The sequence below is a fragment of the Novosphingobium sp. genome, from assembly GCF_040398825.1.
Classification (GTDB): domain Bacteria; phylum Pseudomonadota; class Alphaproteobacteria; order Sphingomonadales; family Sphingomonadaceae; genus Novosphingobium.
The window spans coordinates 1-24,016 of the sequence record NZ_JBBATI010000003.1; the positions used below are offsets into that span (position 1 = coordinate 1).

Here is a 24,016-nt window from a genome sequence, read left to right on the forward strand (position 1 = left end):
AGATTCGTAGTCTGATGCTCTATCCAGCTGAGCTACGGGCGCCGGGGAGACGCGCGTTTAGGTGGCGCCACCGGGCTTGGCAAGTGGTTTTCGAACAATCCTTACCCGCCCTGCACCCGTCCACCCTGTACCCGATCGCGCCGCTGCGCTTTCGCAAACCGTACCGCCGGCCCGACCAGCGGCACATCCAGCGGCGGCATGGCCAGCGCCGGCAGCCGCGCCGGCCGGCACCAGGCCAGCGCAGCGCCTTCGTCGCTGACAGGATCGCCACGCCAGGTGCGACACCCGTACAGCAGCAACACCACCGGGCGCGTGCCCGGGCCGCCCTCGTTCGCCGCAAACCCCAGCGCGACGCAGTCTGCCGGTGCCACCGTGATCGCCAGTTCTTCAGCAAGTTCGCGGACCAGTGCGGCGACCGGCCCCTCCCCCGGTTCCAGCTTGCCCCCCGGAAATTCCCACAGGCCGCCGTGATCGCGCTCCGCCGGACGCTGCTGCATCAGCACGCGGCCGGTCGCATCAACCAGCGCGGCGGCGACAACCAGCAATGCGGAAAGTACCGCAAGGTCCGAATCAGGCATTGACGGTTCAGGCGTGGGAGATGGTTCAGGCATGGTAGGGCACACTCGGCAAGACAAGCTCTAACGAATTGTTAGCATCGCCATCGTAAGGTTTGGTCGGGCTGTCACCACGGGAATCTGCGCGTGCAAACTTTATTCAAAAGGCTGCTGCGCGATAGCTCCGCCGCGACGGTAGTCGAATATGGTATGCTGATAGCGCTTATTTCAGTAATATTGATTGTGGGTTTCCAGGGTTTTTCCAACCAGCTGATCAACACCTGGCTGATCGTTCAGGGCTACACCGACAACTCCATGGCCAAACATTGACACCGGATATTAAACCCTCGTTAGCCGTTGTGCGCGCACAAACGGGCCAGGAAGATGCCGGGGCAGTGCCGGTACGCCCCGGGCAGGAGAGACCAATGGCGTTGCTGCGTGCATTGTGGGCAGACCGCACGGCGGCCACCGCAGTGGAATATGCGCTGCTGGCGGCGCTGGTGTCGTTTGCGGCGATCAGCGCGATCGGTACGCTGGGCAATGCCCTGTCAACCGCATTTGTCGCGGTGGCCAATGATATGAGCAACGCGTCCGACGGATCGCTGTAACCGCGCGCTCCGCCGTTTCAGGCGATCACGCACCAATCCGCAAAAACCGGTCTTCGCGTCTGGCCCGCAGCGCAGCGGGCGCCGTTCCTGCCAGGGCATCCAGTTCATCACCAATCGCTGCACCCAGCGTTTGTGCCATGGCCACCGGATCGCGATGCGCCCCGCCCACGGGTTCGGCCACGATCCGGTCGATTACGCCCAATTGCAACAGGTCCTGCGCGGTCACCTTCATCGCCTCGGCCGCATCGGCAGCCTTGTCGGCGGTGCGCCACAGGATCGATGCGCAGCCTTCGGGCGAAATCACCGAATAGACCGCGTGTTCCAGCATCAGCACGCGTTCGGCGCTGGCCAGCGCCACTGCGCCGCCCGATCCGCCTTCGCCGACGATCGTGGCGACCATCGGCACGCCCAGCGCCAGGCACGCCTGGGTTGACCGCGCGATCGCCTCGGCCTGACCGCGCTCTTCGGCTTCGACACCCGGAAACGCGCCGGATGTATCGACCAGCGTGACCACCGGCAGGCCAAACCGCCCGGCCAGTTCCATCAGCCGGATCGCCTTGCGGTATCCTTCGGGTTTGCCCATGCCGAAATTGTGGCGGATGCGGCTTTGCGTGTCGTTGCCCTTTTCGTGCCCGATCAGCATCACCCGGCGGTGACCGAGCCGCGCCAGCCCGCCCACAATCGCCTTGTCCTCGCCAAAACAGCGGTCGCCGCCCAGCGGTACAAAATCGGCAAAGGCATGCGCGATATAGTCATGAAAATGCGGCCGTGACGGATGCCGCGCAACCTGGGTTTTCTGCCACGGGGTCAGCGCGCGATAGGCCTGGCCCAGCAGTTCGGCCGACTTTGCCTCCAGCTTGCGGATCTCTGCCGAAATGTCGAGCTCGCCGGCCAGTTCCGCCGCCTCTGCGGTTTGGCGCAGTTCGGCGATGCGCGCATCAAGCGCGGCGATCGGTTTTTCAAATTCAAGATAGGAAATCATGGCTCTTGCGCTAGGCAACCGCGCGGGCGCGGTCAACCTTCGGATGCGTAGCGGCGGGTAGAGCCTTCCCCCAGCGGGTGGCGCAAGTTGACCAGCGCCACCAGCCGCGCGCCATCGACATGCGTGTAAATCTGGGTGGTGGCGATGTCGGCATGGCCCAGCAAGGTTTGCAGCACGCGCAAATCCGCGCCCCCTTCCAGCAGGTGTGTGGCAAAGGCGTGGCGCAGCACATGCGGGCTGACCGTCGCCGGATCGAGCCCGGCGCGTAGCACATGGTCGCGCAACAGTTGAAACAATCGTACTCGCGTCAGATGCCCCCCGCGCGGCGACGGAAACACGTGCCGCCCGCCGCCCGGGCGAACCCGCAGCCACGCGCGCAGCGCGGCGCCGGCGCGTTCCCCCACCGGCACCAGGCGTTGTTGTCCGCCCTTCCCCGTAATCGTCAGAAACGGGGCGTCGCGCGGCACCGCGTTGACCGCCAGCGACACCAGTTCGGTCGCGCGCAGCCCCGAACCATACAGCAATTCGATCAATGCCAGCAGCCGCAGGGCTGCCGGATCGCCGGTGGCGGCGTCTGCCTCTGCCAGCGTAAACAGCGCGGCAATCTGCGTGTGCGACAACAGGCGTGGCAGCGAACGGCGCGGGCGCAGGCGGGGCAAGGCATCGCCCGGATCATCGCCACGCCAGCCTTCCGCCACCGCAAAGGCATAAAACTGCCGCAGCGCCGACGCCTTGCGCGCCAGGCTGGCGGGCGCCAGATCGGCCCAGGCTTCGCCCAGCCGCGACAGCGCGGCGCGGTCGGCACCGACCAGATCGCCGATCAAGACTTGCGCACCGGTCAGATCGCGGCGGTAGGCTGACAGCGTGTTGGCCGCCGCGCCGCGCTCTGCCGCCAGCATCGCCAGAAATGCGGCAATCGCCGCAGCGGTGTCGACTGGCGCTGCGGGGCTGGCGGTCATGCTACCGCTCAGCTGCGCGCCACGGCCTCGGCGGCGATCATCCGCGCCTCTGCTTCCAGGCCGACCTGCCGCAACGCGCCGATAATGTGATACAGATGCAGCGGCGTCATGCGGTTCCAGCCGGACCCTTGCATGCCATAGGCCGCCAACAGCGCGACCAGCGCGGGGTTGCGCGATGCCGCGGCATTGTCGATCGCATCGCCCCACGCGGTCCTGCGGGCCATATCCAGCTTCAGCTTGCCAGCAAAGTCGCGCGCGGTCTGGCCATCGACGCGGCCCAGCCCCAGCAACCCGGCCAGCAACAATCCTGATCGCAGATGGCCCGTGCTGCTGTCGCCAGACTGAAACGATGACAGCGCGTCGCCGCTGACCACCAGCGGTTTGCTGGGCGCGCCGGTGATCACCATGCCCCACGCCTGGCTGCCCGCGGTCACCACCGGTGCCCAGCGCGCGGCATTGCGATCCAGCCCGGCGGTCAGCATCGCCGCGATCAGCCCCGCAGCATCATCGTTCAGCCCTGCCGATGGTTCGATCCGTGCCGCGGCATAGGCCGTCAGCACCTGCCGCGATGCCTGCCGCACCGGGTCTGTCGCATCGCCCCACAGCGCCTTGATCGCCGCCATCCGCTCATCCTGCCCGGCGACATAGGCGGTTCGCAGCTGCGCGGTCAGCGGCCCCCAGGTGGCATCAGGTTCCTGCAGCGCCGCAATCTGCGCATAGAGATCGACCATCGCCGCGGCGGACAGCACGCCCGCCGCCGCGCTGATGTCGGCGGCCGCTGCGCGCGATGCCAGCGACAGGCTGGGCGCGCGCGTGGCCAGCTGGGCATAGCCCGGCCAATCCTTGCGGCGCAGCGAATCCGGCGGCTCCAGCCCGGTGGCAAAGGCAAGGCCAGTGCGCCACGGGGTCAGGCCATCTACCTCGGCCCATTCGATCTGTACCGCACGGTGCGTGGTGTTTGCCGATCCGGCAAATTTTTGCGCCAGCAGGATATCCAGCTTTGCCGCCGTTCCGCGCCGCATCGCGCGATCCAGCTGCGCCAGCGCGGGCGATCCTTCGGTCCCGTTGAACGCCAGGCAGATCGACCGTGACAGGTCCCAATCCCATTCGCTGCGCGATATCGCGGTCAGCGCGTTGATCGGGCACAACCCGGCGGGATCGGCCGCCGACAGATACGTCGCCATCGCCGCGTCTTCGAGCTGACGCGTGTAGAACCCGCTGTCAACTTCCTGCACCAGCGCGCGCGCGGCATCGATTTCGCCCATCCGCAACAGCAGCGCGGCGCGCAGCGCGGCCCAGTCCGCACCGTTCATGCCGACGGGCGTGTCCAGCCGGCTGGCCAGCACGCGGCGCAACAGGATATGGCCCCAGCGCGACACCAGCGGGCCCTGCAGCCTGCCCAGCAGCGCCCCGACGTATTCACCATTCAGGTAATGCGTGGACACCGACGGCAGACCACCATCGACCGCCGCCAGATAGCCGACGCGGTCCAGGCTGCGGCGCGCCTGCAGCGGGATATCAAAGCGCGGCGCGGCACTCTGCACAACCTGGTCGATCAATGCCGGGTCGAGCGAATCGATCGGGTCCTGCGCGGGCGTCGCGGGCACGGTGGCGGTAACCCCGGTATCGTCGGGCAGCGCAGCGCTGGTGGCGATTGGCGCGGGGCGCACCGGCACCGGCGCGGCGGGCAGATGCGGCACTGGTGGCGCGGTGGCGGCAGAATTGCGCTGTGCCGCCGGCGCCGGGCGTGGGGCAACGGTTGCCCGCGGTGCCGTGCTGGCACGGGGCGTCGTACTTGGCGTGCCCGGTGCGGCGCGCGGGCGCGGCGCAGGCCGGTCATCCATGCCCGGCGGCAACAATGATTCCTGCGCCAGCACCATGCTGGTCAGCCCGGTGCCCAACAAAAGCCCCAGCGCCGCCAGCATGCGCAACGACCGGTGCGCCGTCATGCCGCACCCCCGGCAGTCGACGCCGTGCTGGCAGGAATTTCGACCACGCGGGCCGGCTGCACACCGCCCCTGATCCATGCCACCGCCATGATCCCCATCGCAAGAATGATCACCACCCCGGCAGCAGTTGCGAACCAAACCTTCACGTGTCGCCTTTTCGTTCGATCGGCCGCCGTCGCCGGCCGGATCGCGGATATCTTGCGCTTGGCTCTAGCCCAAGTATAGGCAGGGCGGCAATGGAGCACGACACCCTCTCTCATCCCGAAATTCAGCGCATTGCCGGGCGGATCGATCGTCCGGTGGTGCTGGTAGGCATGATGGGGGTGGGCAAGACCACGGTCGGGCGCAAATTGTCGGGTTTGCTCGCCCTGCCATTTGTCGATGCGGACGAGGAAATCGAACGCGCCGCGCAGATGTCGATCCCCGAAATCTTTGCCCAATATGGTGAGGCCTATTTTCGCGACGGCGAACGGCGCGTGATTGCGCGGCTGGTGGGTGGTGATGCCGACGGGCACCCTGCGCGCAAGGTGTTGGCGACCGGCGGCGGCGCATTTGTCGATGCCGATACCCGCGCGCTGATCCTGTCGCGCGCGATCGCAGTGTGGATTGACAGCGATCTGGACACGCTGGTGGAACGCGTCGGCCGCAAGGACAACCGGCCCCTGTTGCGCCAGGGCAACCCGCGCGAAATTCTGGGACGTCTGCGCACAGAGCGTGAGCCAGCCTATAGCCAGGCGCACATCCATGTCATCAGCGGCCATCAACCCCACGGCGTGACCGTGCACACCATTCTGAAGGCGATCGACGCATGGCTTTGACCTATACTGCCACTGCCACTGCCACCATTGCCGTCGATGTTGCGGGCGCACCCTATGAAGTGCGGATTGCGCCGGGACTGATCAACGAACTGGGCCACGCCGTGCGCCCGTTTGTGCGCAGGAACAGCGTGCCGGTGGTAACCGATGAACATGTTGCCGCGCAGTGGCGCGCGCGGGTTGATCAGACATTGAGCGCCGCCGGGCTGACCGGGCACTGGCTGGTGCTGCCGCCGGGTGAAGCGACAAAATCGTGGACCTTTCTGGCCGAAGTGGTCGATTTCCTGATCGCGGCCGAAATCGAACGGCGCGATGTGGTGATCGCGCTGGGCGGCGGGGTGATCGGTGATCTGGTCGGGTTTGCCGCATCGATGGTGAAGCGCGGCTGCGGGTTTATCCAGGTGCCGACGACGCTGCTGGCGCAAGTCGATTCAAGCGTGGGTGGCAAGACCGCGATCAACACCAGCGCCGGCAAGAACCTGGTTGGCGCGTTTCACCAGCCGGTGCTGGTGCTGGCCGATCCCGCCACATTGGACACGCTGCCGTCACGCGAAGTGCGCGCCGGCTATGCCGAAGTGGTCAAATATGGCCTGATCGACGATGCCGATTTTTTCGCCTGGTGTGAGCAGAACGGCCCGGCGCTGATTGCGGGCGACATGGCCGCGCGCACCACCGCGATCGCGCGCAGCGTGGCGGCCAAGGCGCGGATTGTCGCGGCGGACGAACGCGAAACCACCGGCGTGCGCGCGCTGCTCAACCTGGGTCACACGTTCGGCCATGCGCTGGAGGCGCAGACTGGCTTTTCCGACCGGCTGATCCATGGCGAAGGCGTGGCGCTGGGCATGGTACTGGCCGCACGGTTTTCGGTGCGACAGGGCCTGATGCACGGGCAGGATGCCGAACGGATCGCGGCGCATCTGCACAGTGTCGGGCTGCGTTCGTCGATCGCTACGCTCGACCTGGGCTGCGACGGGCGCCGGCTGGCCGATCATATGCTGCACGACAAGAAGATGGATGCCGGCACCCTGCCATTTTTGCTGATGCGCGGGATTGGGCAGACGTTTCTGGCACGCGATGTCGATCTGGGTGATGTCGCCGCGTTTCTGGACGACGAATTGGCGCGATAGTCTTAGCCCCTCCCCTCAGGGGAGGGGTTGGGGAGGGGTGTCCAACGCCCGAGTTGTCGCGCGTCACATCAGCGCTGGACATCCCCACCCAACCCTCCCCCTGAGGGGGAGGGCTTTATCTTCAGTGGGTTGCTTTTCCCATCACAGTCTACGGCACCAAATCAATCCCGGCGAAATCCGGCAGCGCCTCTGCACGCAGCAGCGTGCGGTGGCAGCCACAGGCGTCGCGTTCATAACACAGCAGCGCGGTGCGCCGATCGCTCGCCAGATCGGCCAGTCCTGCCATTGCCGCCATCGCTTCGGGCAATTGCAACTGCCCCGCATAAACCCGTTCAAGCGTGGCATGGTCGTTGCGGCGCGCCGCTGCACGGCCCTCTGGCGGGGTGCCCAATGCGCGAAAATGGACATAGCCGATGCCCGCCTCCGCCAGATTGGCGGCCAGCGACGATTTCGAAAAGCCCGGACGGCGCGACAGCGGCAGCGCGCGCACATCGGCCACCACCTGCACCCCTGCCCCGGTCAGCGCGGCCAGAAACGCTGCCATGGTGGTCTGTTCATAGCCGATGGTCCAGATGGTCGCGCCCATCAGAACAACCGCGAACCATCGGGCACTGCACGATCAGGCGCGAACAGCACCACATTGCCCGCGTCGTCGGCAAAACCCACCGTCAGCACTTCGGACATGACCTTGCCGATCTGGCGCGGCGGGAAATTGACCACCGCGGCCACCTGGCGCCCGATCAGCTCCGCCGGGGCATAAAGCGTGGCAATCTGCGCGCTGGATTTTTTCTCGCCGATCCCCGCCCCGAAATCGATACGCAGCTTCAGGCTGGGCTTGCGCGCCTCCGGATAGGGTTCCGCCGCAACGATGGTGCCCACGCGAATATCGACCGCCAGAAAATCGTCAAAGCCGATGAGCGCAGCAGGCGGCGCGGCGGGATCATGATCAAGGTGCATCCCTCTATTCGACCACGCACCACCACCCAATGCAAGCAATGCTCCCCGGTTCGGGAAGGATTTTTACGTCCCGGTGAAGACTGGTTTGCGCTTTTCCAGGAAGGCGCGGATGCCTTCGGCGGCGTCGGCGCTGTCGCCGGCTTTGCGCTGGCCTTCGGCCTCGGTCACCAGGGTAGAGCCGAGATCGCTTTCCAGCCCGCGCGCCATGGTCTGGCGCAGCGTGCCCAGCGCCACCGTTGGCCCGTGGGCCAGTCGCGTGGCCAGTGCCAGCGCTTCATCCGCCAGCGCGGCATCATCGACCGCGCGATAGATCATGCCCCAATTTTCTGCCTGTTCGGCGCTGACGCGTTCGCCCAGCATCATCATCTGCATCGCGCGCGGCTTGCCGATCAGGCGCGGCAGTATCCAGGTTGATCCGCCATCGGGGACCAGCCCGATATTGACGAACGCTTGCAGGAAATAGGCGCTTTTGGCGGCCAGCGTGAAATCGCCCGCCAGCGCCAGCGAACAGCCGACGCCCGCCGCCGGGCCGTTGACCGCCACCACCACCGGCACCGGCAGCCGCGACAGTTTCATGATCAGCGGGTTGTAGGATTCGGTCAGCGCCTTGTAACTGCCGGCACCCCCGGCAATGCTGCGCGCGCCGGTCACCGCCAGATCGGCGCCCGAACAGAACGCGCGGCCCTCCCCCGTCAACAACACGGCGCGGGCATCGCCCAGCATTGACAGCGCGTCGGAAATTTCCACCGCCATCGACGGCGGGCAGGCATTCAGCCGCTCCGGCCGGTTCAGCACGATTTTCGCAACCGGCCCGATGTGTTCAAGGCGGATGGTGTCGAAGCTCACGTCTGCTCTCCCGATTTAACCAACTGATTAAGACGAGGGCTAACGTGCGGACGGTGGTTTGGCAAGCGGTCAGGCGTCGCGATATTTCTGCGCAAAGGCCGCAGCCGCGCCAAACAGCCCCGGCTGCGGGTGGGTGATCAGTTTGACCGGCATCGCCGCCATCAGCCCTTCAAACCGGCCCTTGGCGGCAAACCGGCCGGCAAACCCCGATGCCACCAGATTGTCACGGATGCGATACCCCAGCCCGCCCGCCAGCACCAACGCCTTTGACCCGTGTGCCAGCGCGATGTCGCCCGCGACACTGCCCAGCGAAAGGCAGAACCGGTCGACCGCGGCGGTCGCCAGCGGATCGCTGCCATCCATGCCAGCCGCCCACAGCGTCTTGTCATCATGCGGCGCGGTCGATCGGCCTTCGATCGCGGCCAGCGTTTCATAGATATCGACAATGCCCGGCCCAGCCACCACGCGTTCGACCGAAACCCGGCGATGGCGGCGGCGCAGGCGTTTAAGGATCTTGTCCTCGATAGCATCGAGCGGGGCAAAATCGATATGGCCGCCCTCGGTCGGCTGCACGTGATAGCCGTGGTCGTCGCGCAACAGCAGCGCCACCCCCAACCCGGTGCCGGGCCCGACCACGCTGATCCCGCCATGGTCCGGCAGCGGTTCATCGGGGCCGCAGACATGGATGAAATGCGCGTCATCGGCCTGCGCCACCGAATGCGCCACGGCGGCAAAATCATTGACCACCACGTATTGATGCGCGCCCAGTTTTTCCGGGATCAGCGCGGGGCGCAGAATCCACGGGTTGTTGGTAAAGCGGATGATGTCGCCCCCCACCGGCCCGGCCACCGCAATCGCCACCGCCGGCGGCAGCGCGCCGCCGCTCAACCGCTGAAATTCGTGCCAGGCGAGTTGGAAACTGCCGTGATCGGCGGTTTTCAGCGTAACCGCCTCACCCAGCGCGACCACTTTGCCCGCCGATACTTCGGCAATGGCAAAGCGTGCATGAGTGCCCCCGATATCCACTGCAACCAGCCGCATCGTGCAATCCTTCCCCGGTTATGTTTTTAGCATCCTTAAACCCTCCCCCTGAGGGGAAGGGTTTTATCATTTACAAACCCGCTGCTGCCAGCATCGCCGATCCGCCGCGTTCGGCGGGATCGGCATGCGCACGCATCAGCGCAAACAGTTCGCGGCCCACGCCGATCGCCTCAGCCGGCGATGGCGCTGGTTCACGCGCCGCCCATTCGGGGGCATCAACCAGCGCCGACAATTCACCGGTCTGCGCGCACACGCGAACCAGATCACCATCACGCAACAGCGCCAGCGGGCCGGCATGCTTCGCCTCTGGCGTGACGTGGATGGCCGCGGGCACTTTGCCCGATGCGCCCGACATACGCCCGTCGGTGACCAGCGCAACGCGAAAGCCGCGATCCTGCAACACGCCCAGCGACGGCGTCAGCTTGTGCAATTCGGGCATGCCGTTGGCGCCGGGGCCCTGAAACCGCACCACCACCACCACATCGCGTTCCAGCTCACCCGCCTTGAACGCGGCGATCACCGCATCCTGGTCGGAAAACACGCGCGCCGGCGCCTCAATCGTCCAGCGTGATCGTTCCACCGCGCTGGTCTTGATCGTCGCACGTCCCAGGTTGCCCTTCAGCAAGGCAAACCCGCCTTCGGGCTGGAACGGTTCGGCCACGGGGCGCAGCATCGTCGGATCGGCGCTGGTGTCCGATGCCGGTTCCCAACGCAGCGCATCGCCATCCAGCACCGGTTGCTGCGCGCCCTCGGTCAACGATGCGCCATAGACGGTCCGGATATCGTCATGCGCCAGCCCTGCCCCGATCAGTTCGCGCAACACATAGGGCATGCCACCGGCGGCGGCGAAGGCGTTCACATCGCCGGCGCCGTTGGGATAGACACTGGCAATCAGCGGCACCGCGCGCGACAGATCGTTCATGTCGTCCCAGTCGATCTGGATACCCGCAGCGCGCGCGATGGCGGGCAGATGGATGACATGGTTGGTCGATCCGCCGGTCGCCAGCAGTCCGACAATAGCGTTGATAATCGCCTTTTCATCGATGCAATGTCCCAGCGGGCGGTAATCATCGCCGTCCCAGCCGATCTGCGCGATGCGATGCGTGGCAGCGCGCGTCAATTCCTGCCGCAGTTTGGTGCCGGGCGTGACAAAGCTGGCGCCGGGCAGGTGCAGCCCCATCATGTCCATCATCATCTGGTTGGAATTGGCAGTGCCGTAAAACGTGCAGGTGCCGGGCGAATGATAGCTGGCGCTTTCACTGTCGAGCAATTCGTCACGCCCTACCTTGCCCTCGGCATACAGTTGCCGGATGCGCACCTTTTCCTTGTTGGGCAGGCCCGATGGCATTGGCCCGGCGGGCACCAGGATGGCCGGCAGGTGGCCAAACCGCAGCGCGCCGATCAGCAGCCCGGGCACGATCTTGTCACAGATGCCCAGCAACAGCGCGGATTCGAACATGCCATGGCTCAGCGCGATGGCGGTGCCCATGGCGATGGTGTCGCGGCTGAACAGCGACAGTTCCATCGATGGCTGGCCCTGCGTCACCCCGTCACACATCGCCGGCACCCCGCCCGCGACTTGCGCCGTGGCGCCGACTTCGCGGGCGTAAAGCTTGATCTGGTCGGGATAGCGGGCATAGGGCTGATGCGCCGACAGCATGTCGTTATAGGCGGTGACGATGCCGATGTTCATCGCTTTGCCCGCGCGGATGGTCGCCTTGTCGGCTTCGGCGGCGGCAAAACCATGCGCCAGATTTCCGCACGACAGCCGCGGCCGGTCCAGCCCGTTGTGCCGCGCCTGGTCAATCAGATCGAGATAGGCGGCGCGGGTGAGCGCCGAACGGGCGATAACCCGGTCGGTTACGCGCGCGACAACAGGATGCAGGGCCATCATTCGCTCCAGTAAATGGTGACCTGCGGGCCACAGCCGCGCAGGACATCGGACACGGGATAGGCAAGTGCAGCGACATCGGTTCCCGCCAGCACACGATCGAGCAGCGCGCGCTTGGCGGCGCCGGTCACCACCAGGATAATTTCGGCAGTGGCCTTCAGCGCCATTTCATTAAGCGTCAGGCGATCAAACGGCGCCTCCACCGGCAGCGGGACCGGGGTGGTGGCGATCACCGTCGGGCCGGGGCGCACCAGCGCCTGCATGGTCGGGAACAGCGAAGCGACATGGCCATCGTCGCCCATGCCCAGCCACACCAGATCGAACGGGGCGACGGCCATGCCTTCGACCAGGCGTTCGAACCGGGCGCCGGTTGCGCCCAGCGCCGCGTGGATCTTGCCAAAGTTGGACGCCGGATGATCATCGGGCACGCGGCGGTCGTCGGTCAGCGCGATGGTCACCTGCGACCAGTCCAGATCGCGCGTGGCCAGCAGCGCCAGCACCTTTAACGGGGTTGATCCGCCGGTAAACGCAATCCGGCGGGGCGTGCCCAGACGGACCTCTGCCTCGATCCGCGCGGCCACAGCCGCGGCATCGCCGGGGTCGGCCCAGCGCACGCGGGGGCTGCCAGGCGTGGCGTCAGTCATGCCATGACCTCCCGTCACGTTCGGTCAGCGCGATGGCGGCGTTGGGGCCCCAGCCACCGGCGGCATAGGGCTTGACCTCTTCGTCTCCGCCATCCCAAACCGTGCGGATCGCGTCGATCCAGCGCCATTGCGCCTCCACCTCGTCACGGCGGACGAACAGCGTCTGTTCGCCCTCGATCAGATCGAGCAGCAGGCGTTCATAGGCGATGCGCCGCCGCGTCTTGGCAAAGGCCGTGGTCAGCGACAGGTCCAGATTGACCTCGCTCAGCACGATACCGCCGCGGTCCAGCCCGGGTTGTTTGGCCATGACCTGCAACCGCACGTATTCTTCGGGTTGCAGGCGGATCACCAGCCGGTTGGCGCGCGGGCGCCCGCCGCGGTCGGCAAAGATGTTGTGCGGCACATCCTTGAACTGCAACACGATTTCGCTGCGCCGTTCGGCCAGCCGTTTGCCGTGGCGGAGATAAAATGGCACCCCCTGCCAGCGCCAGTTGTCAACATGCGCCTTGATCGCGACAAAGGTTTCGGTGTCGGATTCGGCACCCAGATCGTCGGGATAGCCGGCCACGGCCGCCCCCGCGACCGCACCGCTGCGGTATTGCCCGCGCACCATTTCTGCCGACTTTACCGGGCGCAAGGCGCGCAGCAATTTGACCTTTTCATCGCGGATCGATGTCGCGTCATAATCGCACGGCGGCTCCATCGCGGTCAGCGCCAGCAATTGCAGCATGTGGTTCTGCACCATGTCGCGCAGCGCGCCGGTGTCGTCGTAAAACCCCTTGCGCCCCTCCAGCCCGACAGTTTCGCTGACGGTGATCTGCACATGGTCGATATGCGCGGCATTCCACAGCGGTTCGAACAGCATGTTGCCAAACCGCAGCGCCATCAGGTTTTGCACGGTTTCCTTGCCCAGATAGTGATCGATGCGAAAAATCGCGTTTTCGGCAAACCCGGCGGCCACCGCGTCGTTGATCCGCGCGCTGGATGCCAGATCATGCCCCAGCGGCTTTTCCAGGCCGATGCGCACGTTGGCATGGGCCAGACCGGCATGGCGCAGGCCTTCGATGGTCGCTTCGAACAGGGCTGGCGCGGTCGACAGGAAAATCGCCAGGCCGCACGAGATATCGCCCAGCTTTTCCGCCAGCGCGGCAAAACCGGCGATGTTCGACGCATCCAGCGGCTGATAATGCAGCCGGTCCAGAAACCCGCTCAACCGTGCCGGGTCCTGACGGTCGGCCGGCAGAAATTCTGCAAGCGCGGCCTTGGCAAAGGCGCGAAACCCGTCGTCATCCAGATCGGACCGCGCGGTGCCGACAATGCGCAGATCGGGCGCGATCAGATCGTCTTCATGCAGCGCAAACAGCGATGGCAGCAACATGCGGCGCGACAAGTCGCCGGTTGCCCCGAACAGCAGCAGCGCGGAACAGCTTGTCAAAGCCATGAAGGCAACACTCCAGCAAAAGCCCGGAAAAAACGGAACATGCCCGGGTTATACGCGCCCTAGATGCGAAACCCTTGCGCATAAACACGCATAAGTATGCGAGTAATTGCCGCGTGGCAGAAATTTCGCCGCCGGCAGTGATCCGGGTCCTGCCCCTTACCGTTTGCGGCGCGGCGCGGTGGGCGCATCAAAGTCGGGGCCCTTGCCGGCGACCCAGCCCAGAAACCGCACGATTTCAGGGTGTTCTATCAGTTTTTCGCGTTCCCCGGCACCACGCGCAAGTTCGGCATTGGTAAACACCGTTTCGATCGTGCGACGGCAGATCGGGTGCACCGCCACGGTTGCCCGACCGCCCCGGCTTTTGGGCACGGGGTGATAGTTATCGACCTTTTCACCCAGCGGCCGCAGGCACAGCCAGCACGTCGGCGGTGGTCCTTCGTCCTGCTGATCATCGTCATCGAGGTCGATTGCCCCGCGCTTGCGCCGTTCGCGTCCGCTCATTAACGTGGTGCTAACCTTGATTTGCAATGTCTGGACGGGAGGCCCGGTATCGGCCGCAAACATCCAACGCGCTTTGAGGGCCGCATGACTACCGCACTGCAGGACACTACGGCAAGCCTGCAAATGCCCGACGTTTGCGAATCCGGGTCGCGTTCCGGTCCGCCGCGTGCCCGTACCGGGGTTTTCGCTGCAATTTCGGCATCCTGGCGCTGGTTCGCACTGGCCGGCTATGCCGCCTGGGTGCTGCTGGTCGGCAGCCACCACGAACCGTGGTTTGATGAAGCGCAGGCGTGGCTGCTGGCGCGCGACAACGATCTGTGGCCGTTGCTGGTGCAGCATGTGCGCTATGAAGGCAGCCCCGGGCTGTGGCACGCAGTGCTGTGGATCGCCATGCGCGCGGGCGTGCCCTATGCCTGGCTGTTCATCCTGCCGGCAGGGTTTGCGATGGCCGGCGCGGGTGTCATCCTGTGGCGTGCCCCGTTTCCGGCGCCGTTGCGGGTGTTGCTGCTGACATCGTATTTCTATGGGTACCAGTTCAGCGTGGTTGCGCGCGGCTATTGCCTTGATCTGCTGCTGGTGCCGTTGGCGGCGACATGCTTTGCCGATCGAATCGCCCGACCGGTGCGCTATGCCGTGGTGATCGGGCTGATCGCCAATACCAACGCGCACGGGGTGCTGGTGGCGGGCGTGCTGGCGCTGGAACTGGCGGTGGCCATGGCCCGGCGCGTGATTGGCGGCCAAACGATCACCTATCGTCGGGCGGCGATGGCGCTGGCAATCGCTGGCGGGTTGATCGGGTTTGCGCTGTTTTGCACCTGGCAACCGGCGGACAACAATTTCCCCTTTCCCCAGTTGCACGGCAATCACGCGATGCGCACGATCGTGTTTCTGTGCAATGCGTTTGTCGATCATATCGTCGTGTGGAATGCGCAGGCGGCTGGCAACTGGGACATTTTTGCCAGCGTGATCCTGACGCTGGTACTGCAACGGCCGGTCATCGCGCTGGTTGCGGCGGGCAAAAACCGCGCGATGGCCGCGGCAGTGGTGGCGGTGCTGCTGCTGCTGGCGGTGTTTGTGCATGCGGCGGCCTGGCATTCAGGGGTGTTTTTCCTGTTCTGGCTGTTCATCGTGTGGGTGGAATGGCCAAACCGCGTGTCGCGCACCGACCGGCGCCAGCTGGTGGCGGCGATCGCGCTGATCGCGTCGCTGCAAACCGTGCAGACGGTGCGCACCGGTCTGTGGGACATCGCCAACGTCTATGCCACGGGGGCGCAGGCGGCGGCGGCGGTGTCCACCTGGCGCGCTGCGCATCCCGGCGGGCGGGTGTTTGGCTATGGCGATTATGCGTTCGTGGTGCAGCCCTGGCTGGGCGGCAATGCCTTTGCCAATTATCACGGCGGCGCCCCCCGGCCATCGTATGTCCGCTGGAACATGGGCGAACCGTGGATGGCGGGATCATGGCAAGCGACGAGCCGGATGGATTTCTGGCAGACGGTGCTGGCGGCCCGCCCCGATCTGATCGTGGCATCGCCGGTGAACCGCAACGGCAGCAGCGGGCATATGGCCAATCTGGTGCAGGATGCGTGCCGCGCCGGATATGGTGTGGCGGATCATTTTCCGGGCACGATGGTGTGGCGCGGGCGGCTGTCGGGCGATCAATCGCTGTACGTGTTTGCGCGCGGCAGCCAGCGTGGCTGTGCAGTGCCTTAACAGCCGCGTCTGGCGGTCGTTTGCCGGCGCCGAGGCATAAAAATCACCGGACAGGTGAACTTAACGCACAAAGATTCAGACCTGTTTAGCAAATTCTAAGCATTTTTCGGTCTACTGCGGACTATCAGACCGACATTATTGCCCATCGGAATATCACACGCGGGCAGCAAGCAAACGGGACACGGGGCATGAGCGCATTTGGTCGCAAGGCTGGTACGGGAGGGGGAAGCGCGGCAATGCGCCCTTCATTCGGCGTTGCGCGGCCCATGAAGGGCACCGACTCGGCTGCCCCCAGCAATGCGGCGGCGGTACCGGTACCCGGCAATGACGGGCGCGGTGGCTATGATTCGGGTGATCCCAAATCCGACGCGATGGCGCGGCTGGCCGATCGCGCCAACCAGGTCGTGGAAAACCAGTACCACGCCGAAGGTTTTGAAGCGTCGGTCCACAAGATCAAGGAACAGGTGCTTCCCCACCTGCTGGAACGTGTCGATCCCGAAGCGGCGGCGACGCTGACCAAGGAAGAGCTGTCCGAAGAATTCCGCCCGATCATCATGGAAGTGCTGGCGGAACTGAAAGTCACGCTCAACCGGCGCGAACAGTTCGCGCTGGAAAAGGTGCTGATCGACGAATTGCTGGGCTTTGGCCCGCTCGAAGAATTGCTCAACGATCCCGACGTGACCGACATCATGGTCAATGGCCCCGATCAGACCTATATCGAAAAAAAGGGCAAGCTGACGATCGCGCCGATCCGGTTTCGCGATGAAAGCCATTTGTTCCAGATTGCCCAGCGCATCGTCAACCAGGTTGGCCGACGGGTTGACCAGACCACTCCGCTGGCCGACGCCCGCCTGAAAGACGGCAGCCGCGTCAACGTGATCGTGCCGCCGCTCAGCTTGCGCGGCACCGCGATCTCGATTCGTAAATTTTCCGAAAAACCGATCACGCTCGACATGCTGCGCGATTTCGGTTCGATGAGCGACAAGATGTGCACCGCGCTGAAAATCGCCGGGGCCTGCCGCATGAACGTGGTGATTTCGGGTGGTACCGGTTCCGGGAAAACCACCATGCTGAACGCGCTGTCGAAAATGATCGACCCGGGCGAACGCGTGCTGACGATCGAAGACGCGGCCGAATTGCGGCTGCAACAGCCGCACTGGCTGCCGCTGGAAACGCGCCCGCCCAACCTGGAAGGCCAGGGCGCGATCACCATCGGCGACCTGGTGAAAAACGCCCTGCGTATGCGCCCTGACCGCATCATCCTGGGCGAAATTCGTGGCGCGGAATGTTTCGACCTGCTGGCCGCGATGAACACCGGTCACGATGGATCGATGTGTACGCTCCACGCCAACAGCCCGCGTGAATGCCTGGGCCGTATGGAAAACATGATCCTGATGGGCGACATCAAGATTCCAAAGGAAGCGATCAGCCGCCAGATTGCCGAATCGGTCGATCTGATCGTGCAGGTAAAGCGTCTGCGCGACGGGTCACGCCGCACCACCAACATCACCGAAGTGATCGGGATGGAAGGCGACGTGATCGTCACCCAGGAACTGTTCAAGTTCGAATATCTAGACGAAACCGACGACGGCAAGATCATCGGCGAATTCCGTCCGGCCGGACTGCGCCCCTATACGCTGGAAAAGGCACGCCAGTTCGGGTTCGACCAGGCCTATCTCGAAGCCTGCCTGTAACCCAACACGGCGCTTGATCCCCGGGGTTTGAACAGCCATGGGCGGCAGCAATGTCTGCCGCCCCGCACAGTCGCTTTCACGCGCGCTCAGCCGTGCAGCAACGCCCGCTGTTCGCGCTGGGGTTGCGGCTGCTGTCGGCCTTGCTGTTTTCGGTCGTGCTGCTGCTGGTCAAGCTGATCACTGATCGGGGCATGTGGTTTCCCGAAATGCTGTTCTGGCGGCAGGTTCTGCCGACAGTGGTCTTGCTGGTCTGGCTGGTCGCGCGCGGGCAATTGCACCGATTGCGCACCGCGCGGCCGCTGGTGCATGCCCGGCGCGCGGCCATCGGCACCTTCAGCATGTTTTTCACGCTCGGTGTCGTGCTGCTGCTGCCACTGGCAGAGGCGACTGTGCTGGGCTTTACTGCGCCGCTGTTCGCGGTGATCCTGTCGGTGGTGCTGCTGCGCGAAACGGTTGGCGTGTGGCGCATTGGCGCGGTTTTGCTTGGGCTGGGCGGGGTCGTGATCATGGCCAACCCCTGGCACGCCTATACCGGGCACCACCATTTGCCGGTGCTGGGGTTGCTGGTCGGCATCATCGCGGCGTTTCTGGTGGCGCTGATATCGATCCAGCTGCGCGACCTGGGCCGGACCGAAGAACCGATCACCATCGTGTTCTATTTTTGCGCGATGAGCGTGCCGGTGCTGGCGCTGCTGCTGCCGTTCGTGCCGGCCGGATACGATCGGGCGTTTCATCATGATGCGATTGGCTGGCTGATGATCGGCGGCATCGGCCTGCTCGGGATGTTTTCACAGCTGCTGATGACATCATCACTGCGTTATGGCCGGGTGTCGAGCGTGATCGTGATGGATTATGCCCAATTTGGCTGGTCCACGCTGTGGGGCTGGCTGGTGTTTGCCCACCTGCCCCCGGCCACGACGTGGATCGGCGCGCCGGCGATCATCGCGGCGGGTTCGATCATCGCGTGGCGCGAACATGTGCGATCAACCCGTGGGCTGGCAGCCGACACCGTGGCTGCCAGTGTGGGGTGATCCGCCGATCAGTTGACCTGCCGTTCCATCGCCGCCCAATAGGGTTCGCGCAACGTGCGCCGCATTACTTTGCCCGTGGGATTGCGCGGCAGGGCGGCGATCACGTCGATCGTTTTGGGCACCTTGAACCCGGCAATGCGCGTGCGGGCCCAGGCGATCACGTTATCGGGATCGATCACGTGGCCGGGTTTGGCGACCACGCAGGCCTTCACCGCCTCCCCCCATTTGGCGTCGGGCACGCCGATCACCGCGACTTCGGCCACATCCGGGTGGCCATAGATCGCGCTTTCGACCTCGGCCGGATAGATGTTTTCGCCGCCCGAAATGATCATGTCCTTGATCCGGTCCTGGATGAACACATAACCATCCGCGTCCATATAGGCGGCATCGCCGGTGCGCACCCAGCCTTCGGCGTTCATCGTCCTGGCGGTGGCATCGGGCAGGTTCCAGTATTGCAGCATGTTGTTGGAACTGCGGGTTTCAATCTCGCCCACTGCGCCGCGCGGCAATTCACTGCCCGCGGCATCGACGATGCGCACCTCTACCCCCGGCAGGGCGTGGCCGGCCGACCGCATCCGCGCATTGCCGGCCATATCGTGGTCTGATGGTGGCAACACACAGATGGTGCCGGTGGTTTCGGTCATGCCATAGCATTGCATGAACTGCGCATTGGGGATGGCGCTGACCGCCTCACGCAACAGATCGAGCGGGATCGGCGCGGCGCCGTACAGCACATATTTCAGCCGGGTAAAATCGGCGTCCTGCGCCAGTGGGTGATGCACCAGCATCTGCAACGCGGCCGGCACGATGAAAAACCGCGTGATCCCCTGCGCCACCCCGCGCAGGGCGCCCTCTGCGGTGAATTCGGGCTGGATGATCGCGCGCACGCCGCCGCTGAACGCCATCACCCCCAACCCCGTGCCGCCGATATGCGCACACGGCATGCACACCAGGATCGCCTCATCGGTGTCCCATTCGGCCCATGGCAAGCCGGCCTCCAGCGCCGGTTTGCGCAGGCCAAAGAAATTGCGCTGGCACAATACCGCGCCCTTGGGATGGCCGGTGGTGCCCGAGGTATACAGCTGCAACGCGGCGTCATCCGGCGCGGCGGCAATGATATCGATCGCGGGCGCGGCATCGATGGCAACGCGCGCCGCTTCTTCATCCAGCACGTGCGCGATCGTCGGAATTTCGTCGGCCATCGCCCTGACCACATCGCCAAACCCCTGCCCGGCAAAGACCACGCGCGCACGGGTGTCGTTCAGGATATAGGCGATTTCGGCCGGTGCCAGTCGCCAGCCGATCGGCGCCATGACCACACCAATGCGCGCCGCAGCATAGAACAGCTGAAAATAGATATCGGCATTTTTACCGACCCAGGCGATGCGGTCACCCTTTTTGACGCCAAGATCACCCAGCAGCGCGGCGATCTGCCGGGAACGCAGCTCCATTTCGGCAAAGGTGGTGGTGCGGTCCCCCTCCTGGTGCGCGATCGCGTCGCCGCGTTCGGCCGCCCAGTGGCGAAAAAACGCATCGAACGTCAAAAAACCCGCAGTTTCGCGCATGCCCACTCCCATTTCGTGACCGGGCATGCGCAAATCGGCAGCAGCCCGGCGGTTAATCAAATGGTTAAGTCGATCGCCGCGAAGCGCAAGCCCGATTGTTTTCGGAAGTGCGATTTACGCAGACAGCTGCCGCGCCAGGCGACGGATATCGGGCGTGGCATGCCCATGCCGGCCCCGCCCTGGCGCCCCGGCCAGCGCCAGGATCGCCGCCGCCATTTCACGCGCATGGACCGAGCGATAGGCGGCCCAGCGCCCGCGCAACAGCGGATCGATCAACGGTGCGATGATCTGCATCATGCGTTCCACCGGGCGCCGCGCCCCGCCCCGCGCCCCGCGCAGCAGACCCGGACGTAGAATATCAAACCGCGGAAAATTCAGGGCGTTCAGCGCGGCCTCTGCCTCGCCCTTGACCGACAGGTAAAAATTGCGCGAATCCGGGTCGGCGCCGACCGACGATACCAGGATCACTTGCCGGGTACCCGCGCTGCGTGCCGCCTTTGCCACTGCCAGCACCAGATCATGATCGACACCCCTGAATGCCTGCCGGTCGCCGCCTTCGGCTGCAATGGTCGTGCCCAGCGCGATCGCCAGCACGGCGGGCCGGGCGCGAGTGATCGCCAGGGGCCATTCGGCGGGATCGGCCACCAGCATTTCCAACCGCGCGCCCGATGGCAGCGCCGCCTCTCGCCGGGCCAGCGCGGCCAGCTGCACATCGTGATGGTGTGCGGTAGCGGCGATTACCGCGCTGCCGACCAGCCCGGTCGCCCCCACCAGCAGCAGCGGTACAGGCGGACAATCAGACATTGCGCAGTCCCCTGGGGCTTTCCCCGGTCAGGCGGGTGAACTGTTCGATGGCGAACCGGTCGGTCATCCCGGCGATATAGTCTGCGATCATGCGTGCGCGCGCCGGATCACTGCCGGGCAATTGTGCCTGCCACGTCACCGGCAGCAGCGCGGGATCGGCAGCATAGGCAGCATAAAGCCGTGCGATGACGTCACGCGCGGCATCGGCCGCGGCGACCTGTTCGGGGTGAAGATAGAGCCGCGCGTACATGAAATTTTTCAGCACGCGTTCCTGACCGCGCATGGTGGCTGAAAAACCGCATATGGTATGCCCAACGGCGCGCACGGCGTCGGCGCTGTCCACACCACTGGCGGTGATGCGTGCACGCGTTTCCGCCAGCACATCGTTGACCATCGCGCCGATCTGCCCGCGCACCAGTTCACGCAACAGCCGGTCGCGCGGGGCAGCGGGAAAGCGCGCCTCGATCGCATACCACTGCTCTGCCAATGCCGGCAGTTCCAGCAAGTGATCCAGCGTCAGGAACCCCGCGCGCAACCCATCATCGATATCGTGGTTGTCATAGGCGATATCGTCGGAAATCGCCGCCACCTGCGCTTCAAGCGAGGCGTGGCTGTGCAGATCGAGCGGGAATGCGGCGTCCAGTTCTGCCAGCGCCCAGGGCACGCGCGTGATCGGCCCATTATGCTTGGCCAGCCCCTCCAGCGTGTCCCACGTCAGGTTCAGCCCGTCATGTTCAATATATGGACTGTCCAGCCGCATCAGCACGCGCAGGGTATTGGCATTGTGATCAAACCCGCCGTGATCGGCCAGCGCGGCCTGCAACGCATCCTCACCCGCATGGCCAAACGGGGGGTGGCCGATATCGTGCGCCAGGCACAGCGCCTCGGTCAGGTCTTCGTTCAAACCCAGCGCGCGGGCGATCACCCGGCCGATCTGCGCCACTTCCAGACTGTGGGTCAGACGGACGCGGTAATGATCACCATCGGGGGCAACAAACACCTGCGTCTTGTGGCGCAGCCGGCGAAACGCGATCGAATGGATGATACGGTCGCGATCGCGCTGAAATGCGCTGCGCGGGCCGCGTGCGCTGGCAGATTCCAGCGCGAATTCACGCCCGCGCGACCGGTCCGGATCGCTGGCATAGGGGGCAAGCACCATTGCCAGCAATCAGGACGCGGCCGTGGTTCCGCGCATCAGTGCGCCAAAGCCTTGTTGATGTCTTCGACCATCTTCTTGGCGTCGGCCAGCAGCATCATGGTCTGGTCCATATAGAACACATCGTTGTCGACGCCGGCATAACCAACCCCGCCCATGCTGCGCTTGATGAAAAAGATCGTCTTGGCCTTGTCCACATCAAACACCGGCATGCCATAGATCGGCGATGATTTGTCGGTCTTGGCCGCCGGATTGACCACGTCGTTGGCGCCTATGATGAAGGCGACATCGGCCTGCGCAAATTCGCCGTTGATGTCTTCCAGTTCGAACACTTCGTCATAGGGCACGTTGGCCTCTGCAAGCAGCACGTTCATGTGCCCGGGCATGCGGCCGGCGACCGGGTGGATCGCGTATTTCACATTGACCCCGTGCGATTTCAGCTGGTCACCCATTTCGCGCAAGGCATGCTGCGCCTGGCTGACCGCCATGCCGTAACCGGGGATGATGATGACGTTTTCCGCCTCTTTCATGATGTAGGCGGCGTCTTCGGCGCTGCCACGTTTCCATGGCCGCTGTTCCTTGGCCGGGCCACCGCTGGCAGCCCCGGCATCGGCGCCAAAGCCGCCGGCGATCACCGACAGGAACGACCGGTTCATCGCCTTGCACATGATGTACGACAGGATCGCGCCCGATGACCCCACCAGCGCGCCGGTGATGATCATCGCGGTGTTGTTGAGCGTAAAGCCCATCGCCGCCGCCGCCCAGCCCGAATAGGAATTGAGCATCGACACGACCACCGGCATATCCGCCCCGCCAATCGGGATGATCAGCAGAAAACCGATCGCAAACGACAGCGCGGTTACCGCCGCGATCACCCACAAGTCTTCCACCTGGGTAAACCAGCCGACCAGCCCGATGATCAGCGCCAATGTGCCCAGATTGAGCGCATGGCGCCCTGGCAGCATGATCGGCGAACCGCTCATCTTGCCGGCCAGTTTCAGAAACGCGATAACTGATCCGGAAAAAGTGATCGCGCCAATGGCAATGCCCAGACCCATTTCGACGCGACTGTGCGCGGCAATATGCCCCGCTTCAAGAATGCCGAATGCTGCCGGATTGAGATAAGCGGCCCAGCCCACCAGCACCGCCGCCAGCCCGACCAGCGAGTGGAACGCAGCGACCAGTTGCGGCATGTCGGTCATCTTGATCCGGCGCGCGGTGAAAAAGCCGACGCTGCCGCCGATCGCAATGGCTCCGGCGATTTCCGGCAAGCTGGCAAGGCCATGAGTCACCAGCGTGGTAACCATAGCGATGGTCATGCCGATCATGCCATAGCGGTTGCCCGAACGCGATGATGCGGGGCTCGACAGCCCGCGCAGCGCCATGATGAACAATACGCCCGCAATCAGATAAGCCAGCGCGACCCAGGCTGAAGAAATGGCATCCCCCCCCATCACTTCTTGTCCTTCTTTTTATACATCGCCAGCATCCGCTCGGTCACGGCAAAGCCGCCGAAAATGTTGACGCTGGCCAGCACCACCGCCAGCAGCCCCAGCCATTTCGAAACGGCCGACCCTTGCGCCGCCCCGGCAATCAGCGCGCCCACCACGATCACCGAAGAAATCGCGTTGGTCACCGCCATCAGCGGCGTGTGCAAGGCCGGGGTGACCGACCACACCACGTAATAGCCCACAAAACAGGCCATCACGAAAATCGACAAAATAGAAACGAAGTCCATGGC

Annotated in this window: 25 protein-coding genes; 7 read left to right on the forward strand and 18 right to left on the reverse strand. The window is 64.7% G+C overall.

Translation table 11 applies throughout. The annotated features are described in order from the left end of the window. Positions 1–101 precede the first annotated feature (101 nt). Positions 102–578, reverse strand: coding sequence for a (deoxy)nucleoside triphosphate pyrophosphohydrolase (locus ABWP89_RS02360; protein WP_353226915.1), 477 nt, complete (start codon positions 576–578; stop codon positions 102–104). Between the two features lie 123 nt (positions 579–701). Between ABWP89_RS02360 and ABWP89_RS02365 the strand changes: the two genes are divergently transcribed. Together ABWP89_RS02365 and ABWP89_RS02370 are read left to right on the forward strand one after the other, a co-directional pair. Beyond that, positions 702–884 (forward strand): Flp family type IVb pilin, encoded by a 183-nt coding sequence (locus ABWP89_RS02365; protein ID WP_353226916.1) that lies wholly within the window; start codon positions 702–704, stop codon positions 882–884. Positions 885–979: 95 nt separating this feature from the next. Then, the gene (locus tag ABWP89_RS02370) at positions 980–1,162 is read left to right on the forward strand and encodes a Flp family type IVb pilin (RefSeq protein ID WP_353226918.1); all 183 of its coding nucleotides are present in this window, start codon (positions 980–982) and stop codon (positions 1,160–1,162) included. A 25-nt stretch (positions 1,163–1,187) separates the two neighbouring features. Here the strand turns inward: ABWP89_RS02370 and ABWP89_RS02375 are convergent, their stop codons facing one another. From ABWP89_RS02375 to ABWP89_RS02390, 4 genes are read right to left on the reverse strand one after another with little or no spacing between them, the layout of a single operon-like run. Next, positions 1,188–2,144 (reverse strand): acetyl-CoA carboxylase carboxyltransferase subunit alpha, encoded by a 957-nt coding sequence (locus tag ABWP89_RS02375; protein WP_353226919.1) that lies wholly within the window; start codon positions 2,142–2,144, stop codon positions 1,188–1,190. Positions 2,145–2,176: 32 nt separating this feature from the next. Beyond that, a complete protein-coding gene (locus ABWP89_RS02380) occupies positions 2,177–3,103 on the reverse strand; it encodes a tyrosine recombinase (RefSeq protein WP_353226920.1) in 927 nt (308 codons plus the stop codon). A gap of 8 nt (positions 3,104–3,111) precedes the next feature. Then, positions 3,112–5,052, reverse strand: coding sequence for a hypothetical protein (locus ABWP89_RS02385; RefSeq protein ID WP_353226922.1), 1,941 nt, complete (start codon positions 5,050–5,052; stop codon positions 3,112–3,114). After that, positions 5,049–5,198, reverse strand: a complete 150-nt coding sequence (locus ABWP89_RS02390) for a hypothetical protein (protein WP_353226923.1) — start codon at positions 5,196–5,198, stop codon at positions 5,049–5,051. Before ABWP89_RS02390 ends, ABWP89_RS02385 begins: the two co-directional genes overlap by 4 nt. Positions 5,199–5,288: 90 nt before the next feature. Here ABWP89_RS02390 and ABWP89_RS02395 point away from each other — a divergent pair, with 90 nt between their 5' ends. Both ABWP89_RS02395 and aroB read left to right on the forward strand, forming a co-directional pair. Beyond that, positions 5,289–5,870, forward strand: coding sequence for a shikimate kinase (locus ABWP89_RS02395; RefSeq protein ID WP_353226925.1), 582 nt, complete (start codon positions 5,289–5,291; stop codon positions 5,868–5,870). After that, positions 5,861–6,994 carry a 3-dehydroquinate synthase gene (gene aroB / locus ABWP89_RS02400; protein WP_353226927.1) on the forward strand — a complete coding sequence of 378 codons (1,134 nt, stop codon included), beginning with the start codon at positions 5,861–5,863 and terminating at the stop codon, positions 6,992–6,994. Before ABWP89_RS02395 ends, aroB begins: the two co-directional genes overlap by 10 nt. Before the next feature lie 148 nt (positions 6,995–7,142). Here aroB and ABWP89_RS02405 read toward each other — a convergent pair whose 3' ends face one another. From ABWP89_RS02405 to ABWP89_RS02440, 8 genes are all read right to left on the reverse strand, one after another. Beyond that, a complete protein-coding gene (locus tag ABWP89_RS02405; RefSeq protein ID WP_353226928.1) occupies positions 7,143–7,580 on the reverse strand; it encodes a DUF488 domain-containing protein in 438 nt (145 codons plus the stop codon). Next, positions 7,580–7,951, reverse strand: a complete 372-nt coding sequence (locus tag ABWP89_RS02410) for a tRNA-binding protein (protein ID WP_353226929.1) — start codon at positions 7,949–7,951, stop codon at positions 7,580–7,582. The genes ABWP89_RS02405 and ABWP89_RS02410 overlap by 1 nt, the downstream gene beginning before the upstream one ends. Positions 7,952–8,014: 63 nt before the next feature. Beyond that, positions 8,015–8,797 carry an enoyl-CoA hydratase-related protein gene (locus ABWP89_RS02415; protein ID WP_353226931.1) on the reverse strand — a complete coding sequence of 261 codons (783 nt, stop codon included), beginning with the start codon at positions 8,795–8,797 and terminating at the stop codon, positions 8,015–8,017. 69 nt (positions 8,798–8,866) lie between these two features. Further along, on the reverse strand, positions 8,867–9,838 hold the full coding sequence (locus ABWP89_RS02420; protein WP_353226933.1) for a glucokinase: 972 nt from the start codon (positions 9,836–9,838) through the stop codon (positions 8,867–8,869). Positions 9,839–9,908: 70 nt separating this feature from the next. Continuing rightward, positions 9,909–11,729, reverse strand: a complete 1,821-nt coding sequence (edd, locus tag ABWP89_RS02425; protein WP_353226934.1) for a phosphogluconate dehydratase — start codon at positions 11,727–11,729, stop codon at positions 9,909–9,911. After that, entirely contained in the window at positions 11,729–12,373 is a 645-nt protein-coding gene (locus ABWP89_RS02430) for a 6-phosphogluconolactonase (protein WP_353226935.1), read from the reverse strand. Before ABWP89_RS02430 ends, edd begins: the two co-directional genes overlap by 1 nt. Further along, positions 12,366–13,814, reverse strand: coding sequence for a glucose-6-phosphate dehydrogenase (gene zwf, locus ABWP89_RS02435; RefSeq protein WP_353226937.1), 1,449 nt, complete (start codon positions 13,812–13,814; stop codon positions 12,366–12,368). The genes ABWP89_RS02430 and zwf overlap by 8 nt, the downstream gene beginning before the upstream one ends. Positions 13,815–13,970: 156 nt before the next feature. Then, entirely contained in the window at positions 13,971–14,315 is a 345-nt protein-coding gene (locus ABWP89_RS02440; RefSeq protein WP_353226938.1) for an HNH endonuclease, read from the reverse strand. Positions 14,316–14,438: 123 nt separating this feature from the next. On the opposite strand from ABWP89_RS02440, the gene ABWP89_RS02445 reads away from it, so the two are divergent. The 3 genes from ABWP89_RS02445 to ABWP89_RS02455 all read left to right on the forward strand — a co-directional run bounded on the left by ABWP89_RS02445 (position 14,439) and on the right by ABWP89_RS02455 (position 18,750). Beyond that, a complete protein-coding gene (locus ABWP89_RS02445) occupies positions 14,439–16,025 on the forward strand; it encodes a hypothetical protein (RefSeq protein ID WP_353226940.1) in 1,587 nt (528 codons plus the stop codon). Between the two features lie 188 nt (positions 16,026–16,213). Then, complete coding sequence (locus tag ABWP89_RS02450; protein ID WP_353226942.1) at positions 16,214–17,719, forward strand: TadA family conjugal transfer-associated ATPase; 1,506 nt, start codon at positions 16,214–16,216, stop codon at positions 17,717–17,719. Between the two features lie 50 nt (positions 17,720–17,769). After that, on the forward strand, positions 17,770–18,750 hold the full coding sequence (locus ABWP89_RS02455; protein ID WP_353226943.1) for a DMT family transporter: 981 nt from the start codon (positions 17,770–17,772) through the stop codon (positions 18,748–18,750). Positions 18,751–18,758: 8 nt separating this feature from the next. Here ABWP89_RS02455 and ABWP89_RS02460 read toward each other — a convergent pair whose 3' ends face one another. The 5 genes from ABWP89_RS02460 to ABWP89_RS02480 all read right to left on the reverse strand — a co-directional run bounded on the left by ABWP89_RS02460 (position 18,759) and on the right by ABWP89_RS02480 (position 24,013). Beyond that, complete coding sequence (locus ABWP89_RS02460) at positions 18,759–20,315, reverse strand: long-chain-fatty-acid--CoA ligase (protein ID WP_353226944.1); 1,557 nt, start codon at positions 20,313–20,315, stop codon at positions 18,759–18,761. Between the two features lie 114 nt (positions 20,316–20,429). Continuing rightward, complete coding sequence (locus ABWP89_RS02465) at positions 20,430–21,119, reverse strand: NAD(P)H-binding protein (RefSeq protein WP_353226945.1); 690 nt, start codon at positions 21,117–21,119, stop codon at positions 20,430–20,432. Next, positions 21,112–22,278 (reverse strand): deoxyguanosinetriphosphate triphosphohydrolase, encoded by a 1,167-nt coding sequence (locus ABWP89_RS02470; RefSeq protein WP_353226947.1) that lies wholly within the window; start codon positions 22,276–22,278, stop codon positions 21,112–21,114. The genes ABWP89_RS02465 and ABWP89_RS02470 overlap by 8 nt, the downstream gene beginning before the upstream one ends. 35 nt (positions 22,279–22,313) lie before the next feature. Further along, positions 22,314–23,729, reverse strand: a complete 1,416-nt coding sequence (locus tag ABWP89_RS02475) for an NAD(P)(+) transhydrogenase (Re/Si-specific) subunit beta (protein ID WP_353226948.1) — start codon at positions 23,727–23,729, stop codon at positions 22,314–22,316. Continuing rightward, entirely contained in the window at positions 23,729–24,013 is a 285-nt protein-coding gene (locus ABWP89_RS02480; RefSeq protein WP_353226949.1) for an NAD(P) transhydrogenase subunit alpha part 2, read from the reverse strand. Before ABWP89_RS02480 ends, ABWP89_RS02475 begins: the two co-directional genes overlap by 1 nt. Positions 24,014–24,016 lie beyond the last annotated feature (3 nt).

Coding starts and splice junctions, on each gene's coding strand:
- zwf (WP_353226937.1), bottom strand. CDS start 13,814: ATGGCTTTGACAAGCTGTTCCGCGCTGCTGCTGTTCGGGGCAACCGGC.
- ABWP89_RS02460 (WP_353226944.1), bottom strand. CDS start 20,315: ATGCGCGAAACTGCGGGTTTTTTGACGTTCGATGCGTTTTTTCGCCAC.
- ABWP89_RS02410 (WP_353226929.1), bottom strand. CDS start 7,951: ATGCACCTTGATCATGATCCCGCCGCGCCGCCTGCTGCGCTCATCGGC.
- ABWP89_RS02375 (WP_353226919.1), bottom strand. CDS start 2,144: ATGATTTCCTATCTTGAATTTGAAAAACCGATCGCCGCGCTTGATGCG.
- ABWP89_RS02445 (WP_353226940.1), top strand. CDS start 14,439: ATGCCCGACGTTTGCGAATCCGGGTCGCGTTCCGGTCCGCCGCGTGCC.
- edd (WP_353226934.1), bottom strand. CDS start 11,729: ATGGCCCTGCATCCTGTTGTCGCGCGCGTAACCGACCGGGTTATCGCC.
- ABWP89_RS02470 (WP_353226947.1), bottom strand. CDS start 22,278: ATGGTGCTTGCCCCCTATGCCAGCGATCCGGACCGGTCGCGCGGGCGT.
- ABWP89_RS02450 (WP_353226942.1), top strand. CDS start 16,214: ATGAGCGCATTTGGTCGCAAGGCTGGTACGGGAGGGGGAAGCGCGGCA.
- ABWP89_RS02455 (WP_353226943.1), top strand. CDS start 17,770: ATGTCTGCCGCCCCGCACAGTCGCTTTCACGCGCGCTCAGCCGTGCAG.
- ABWP89_RS02480 (WP_353226949.1), bottom strand. CDS start 24,013: ATGGACTTCGTTTCTATTTTGTCGATTTTCGTGATGGCCTGTTTTGTG.
- ABWP89_RS02420 (WP_353226933.1), bottom strand. CDS start 9,838: ATGCGGCTGGTTGCAGTGGATATCGGGGGCACTCATGCACGCTTTGCC.
- ABWP89_RS02395 (WP_353226925.1), top strand. CDS start 5,289: ATGGAGCACGACACCCTCTCTCATCCCGAAATTCAGCGCATTGCCGGG.
- ABWP89_RS02430 (WP_353226935.1), bottom strand. CDS start 12,373: ATGACTGACGCCACGCCTGGCAGCCCCCGCGTGCGCTGGGCCGACCCC.
- ABWP89_RS02405 (WP_353226928.1), bottom strand. CDS start 7,580: ATGGGCGCGACCATCTGGACCATCGGCTATGAACAGACCACCATGGCA.
- ABWP89_RS02370 (WP_353226918.1), top strand. CDS start 980: ATGGCGTTGCTGCGTGCATTGTGGGCAGACCGCACGGCGGCCACCGCA.
- ABWP89_RS02465 (WP_353226945.1), bottom strand. CDS start 21,119: ATGTCTGATTGTCCGCCTGTACCGCTGCTGCTGGTGGGGGCGACCGGG.
- ABWP89_RS02440 (WP_353226938.1), bottom strand. CDS start 14,315: ATGAGCGGACGCGAACGGCGCAAGCGCGGGGCAATCGACCTCGATGAC.
- ABWP89_RS02385 (WP_353226922.1), bottom strand. CDS start 5,052: ATGACGGCGCACCGGTCGTTGCGCATGCTGGCGGCGCTGGGGCTTTTG.
- aroB (WP_353226927.1), top strand. CDS start 5,861: ATGGCTTTGACCTATACTGCCACTGCCACTGCCACCATTGCCGTCGAT.
- ABWP89_RS02380 (WP_353226920.1), bottom strand. CDS start 3,103: ATGACCGCCAGCCCCGCAGCGCCAGTCGACACCGCTGCGGCGATTGCC.
- ABWP89_RS02360 (WP_353226915.1), bottom strand. CDS start 578: ATGCCTGATTCGGACCTTGCGGTACTTTCCGCATTGCTGGTTGTCGCC.
- ABWP89_RS02475 (WP_353226948.1), bottom strand. CDS start 23,729: ATGGGGGGGGATGCCATTTCTTCAGCCTGGGTCGCGCTGGCTTATCTG.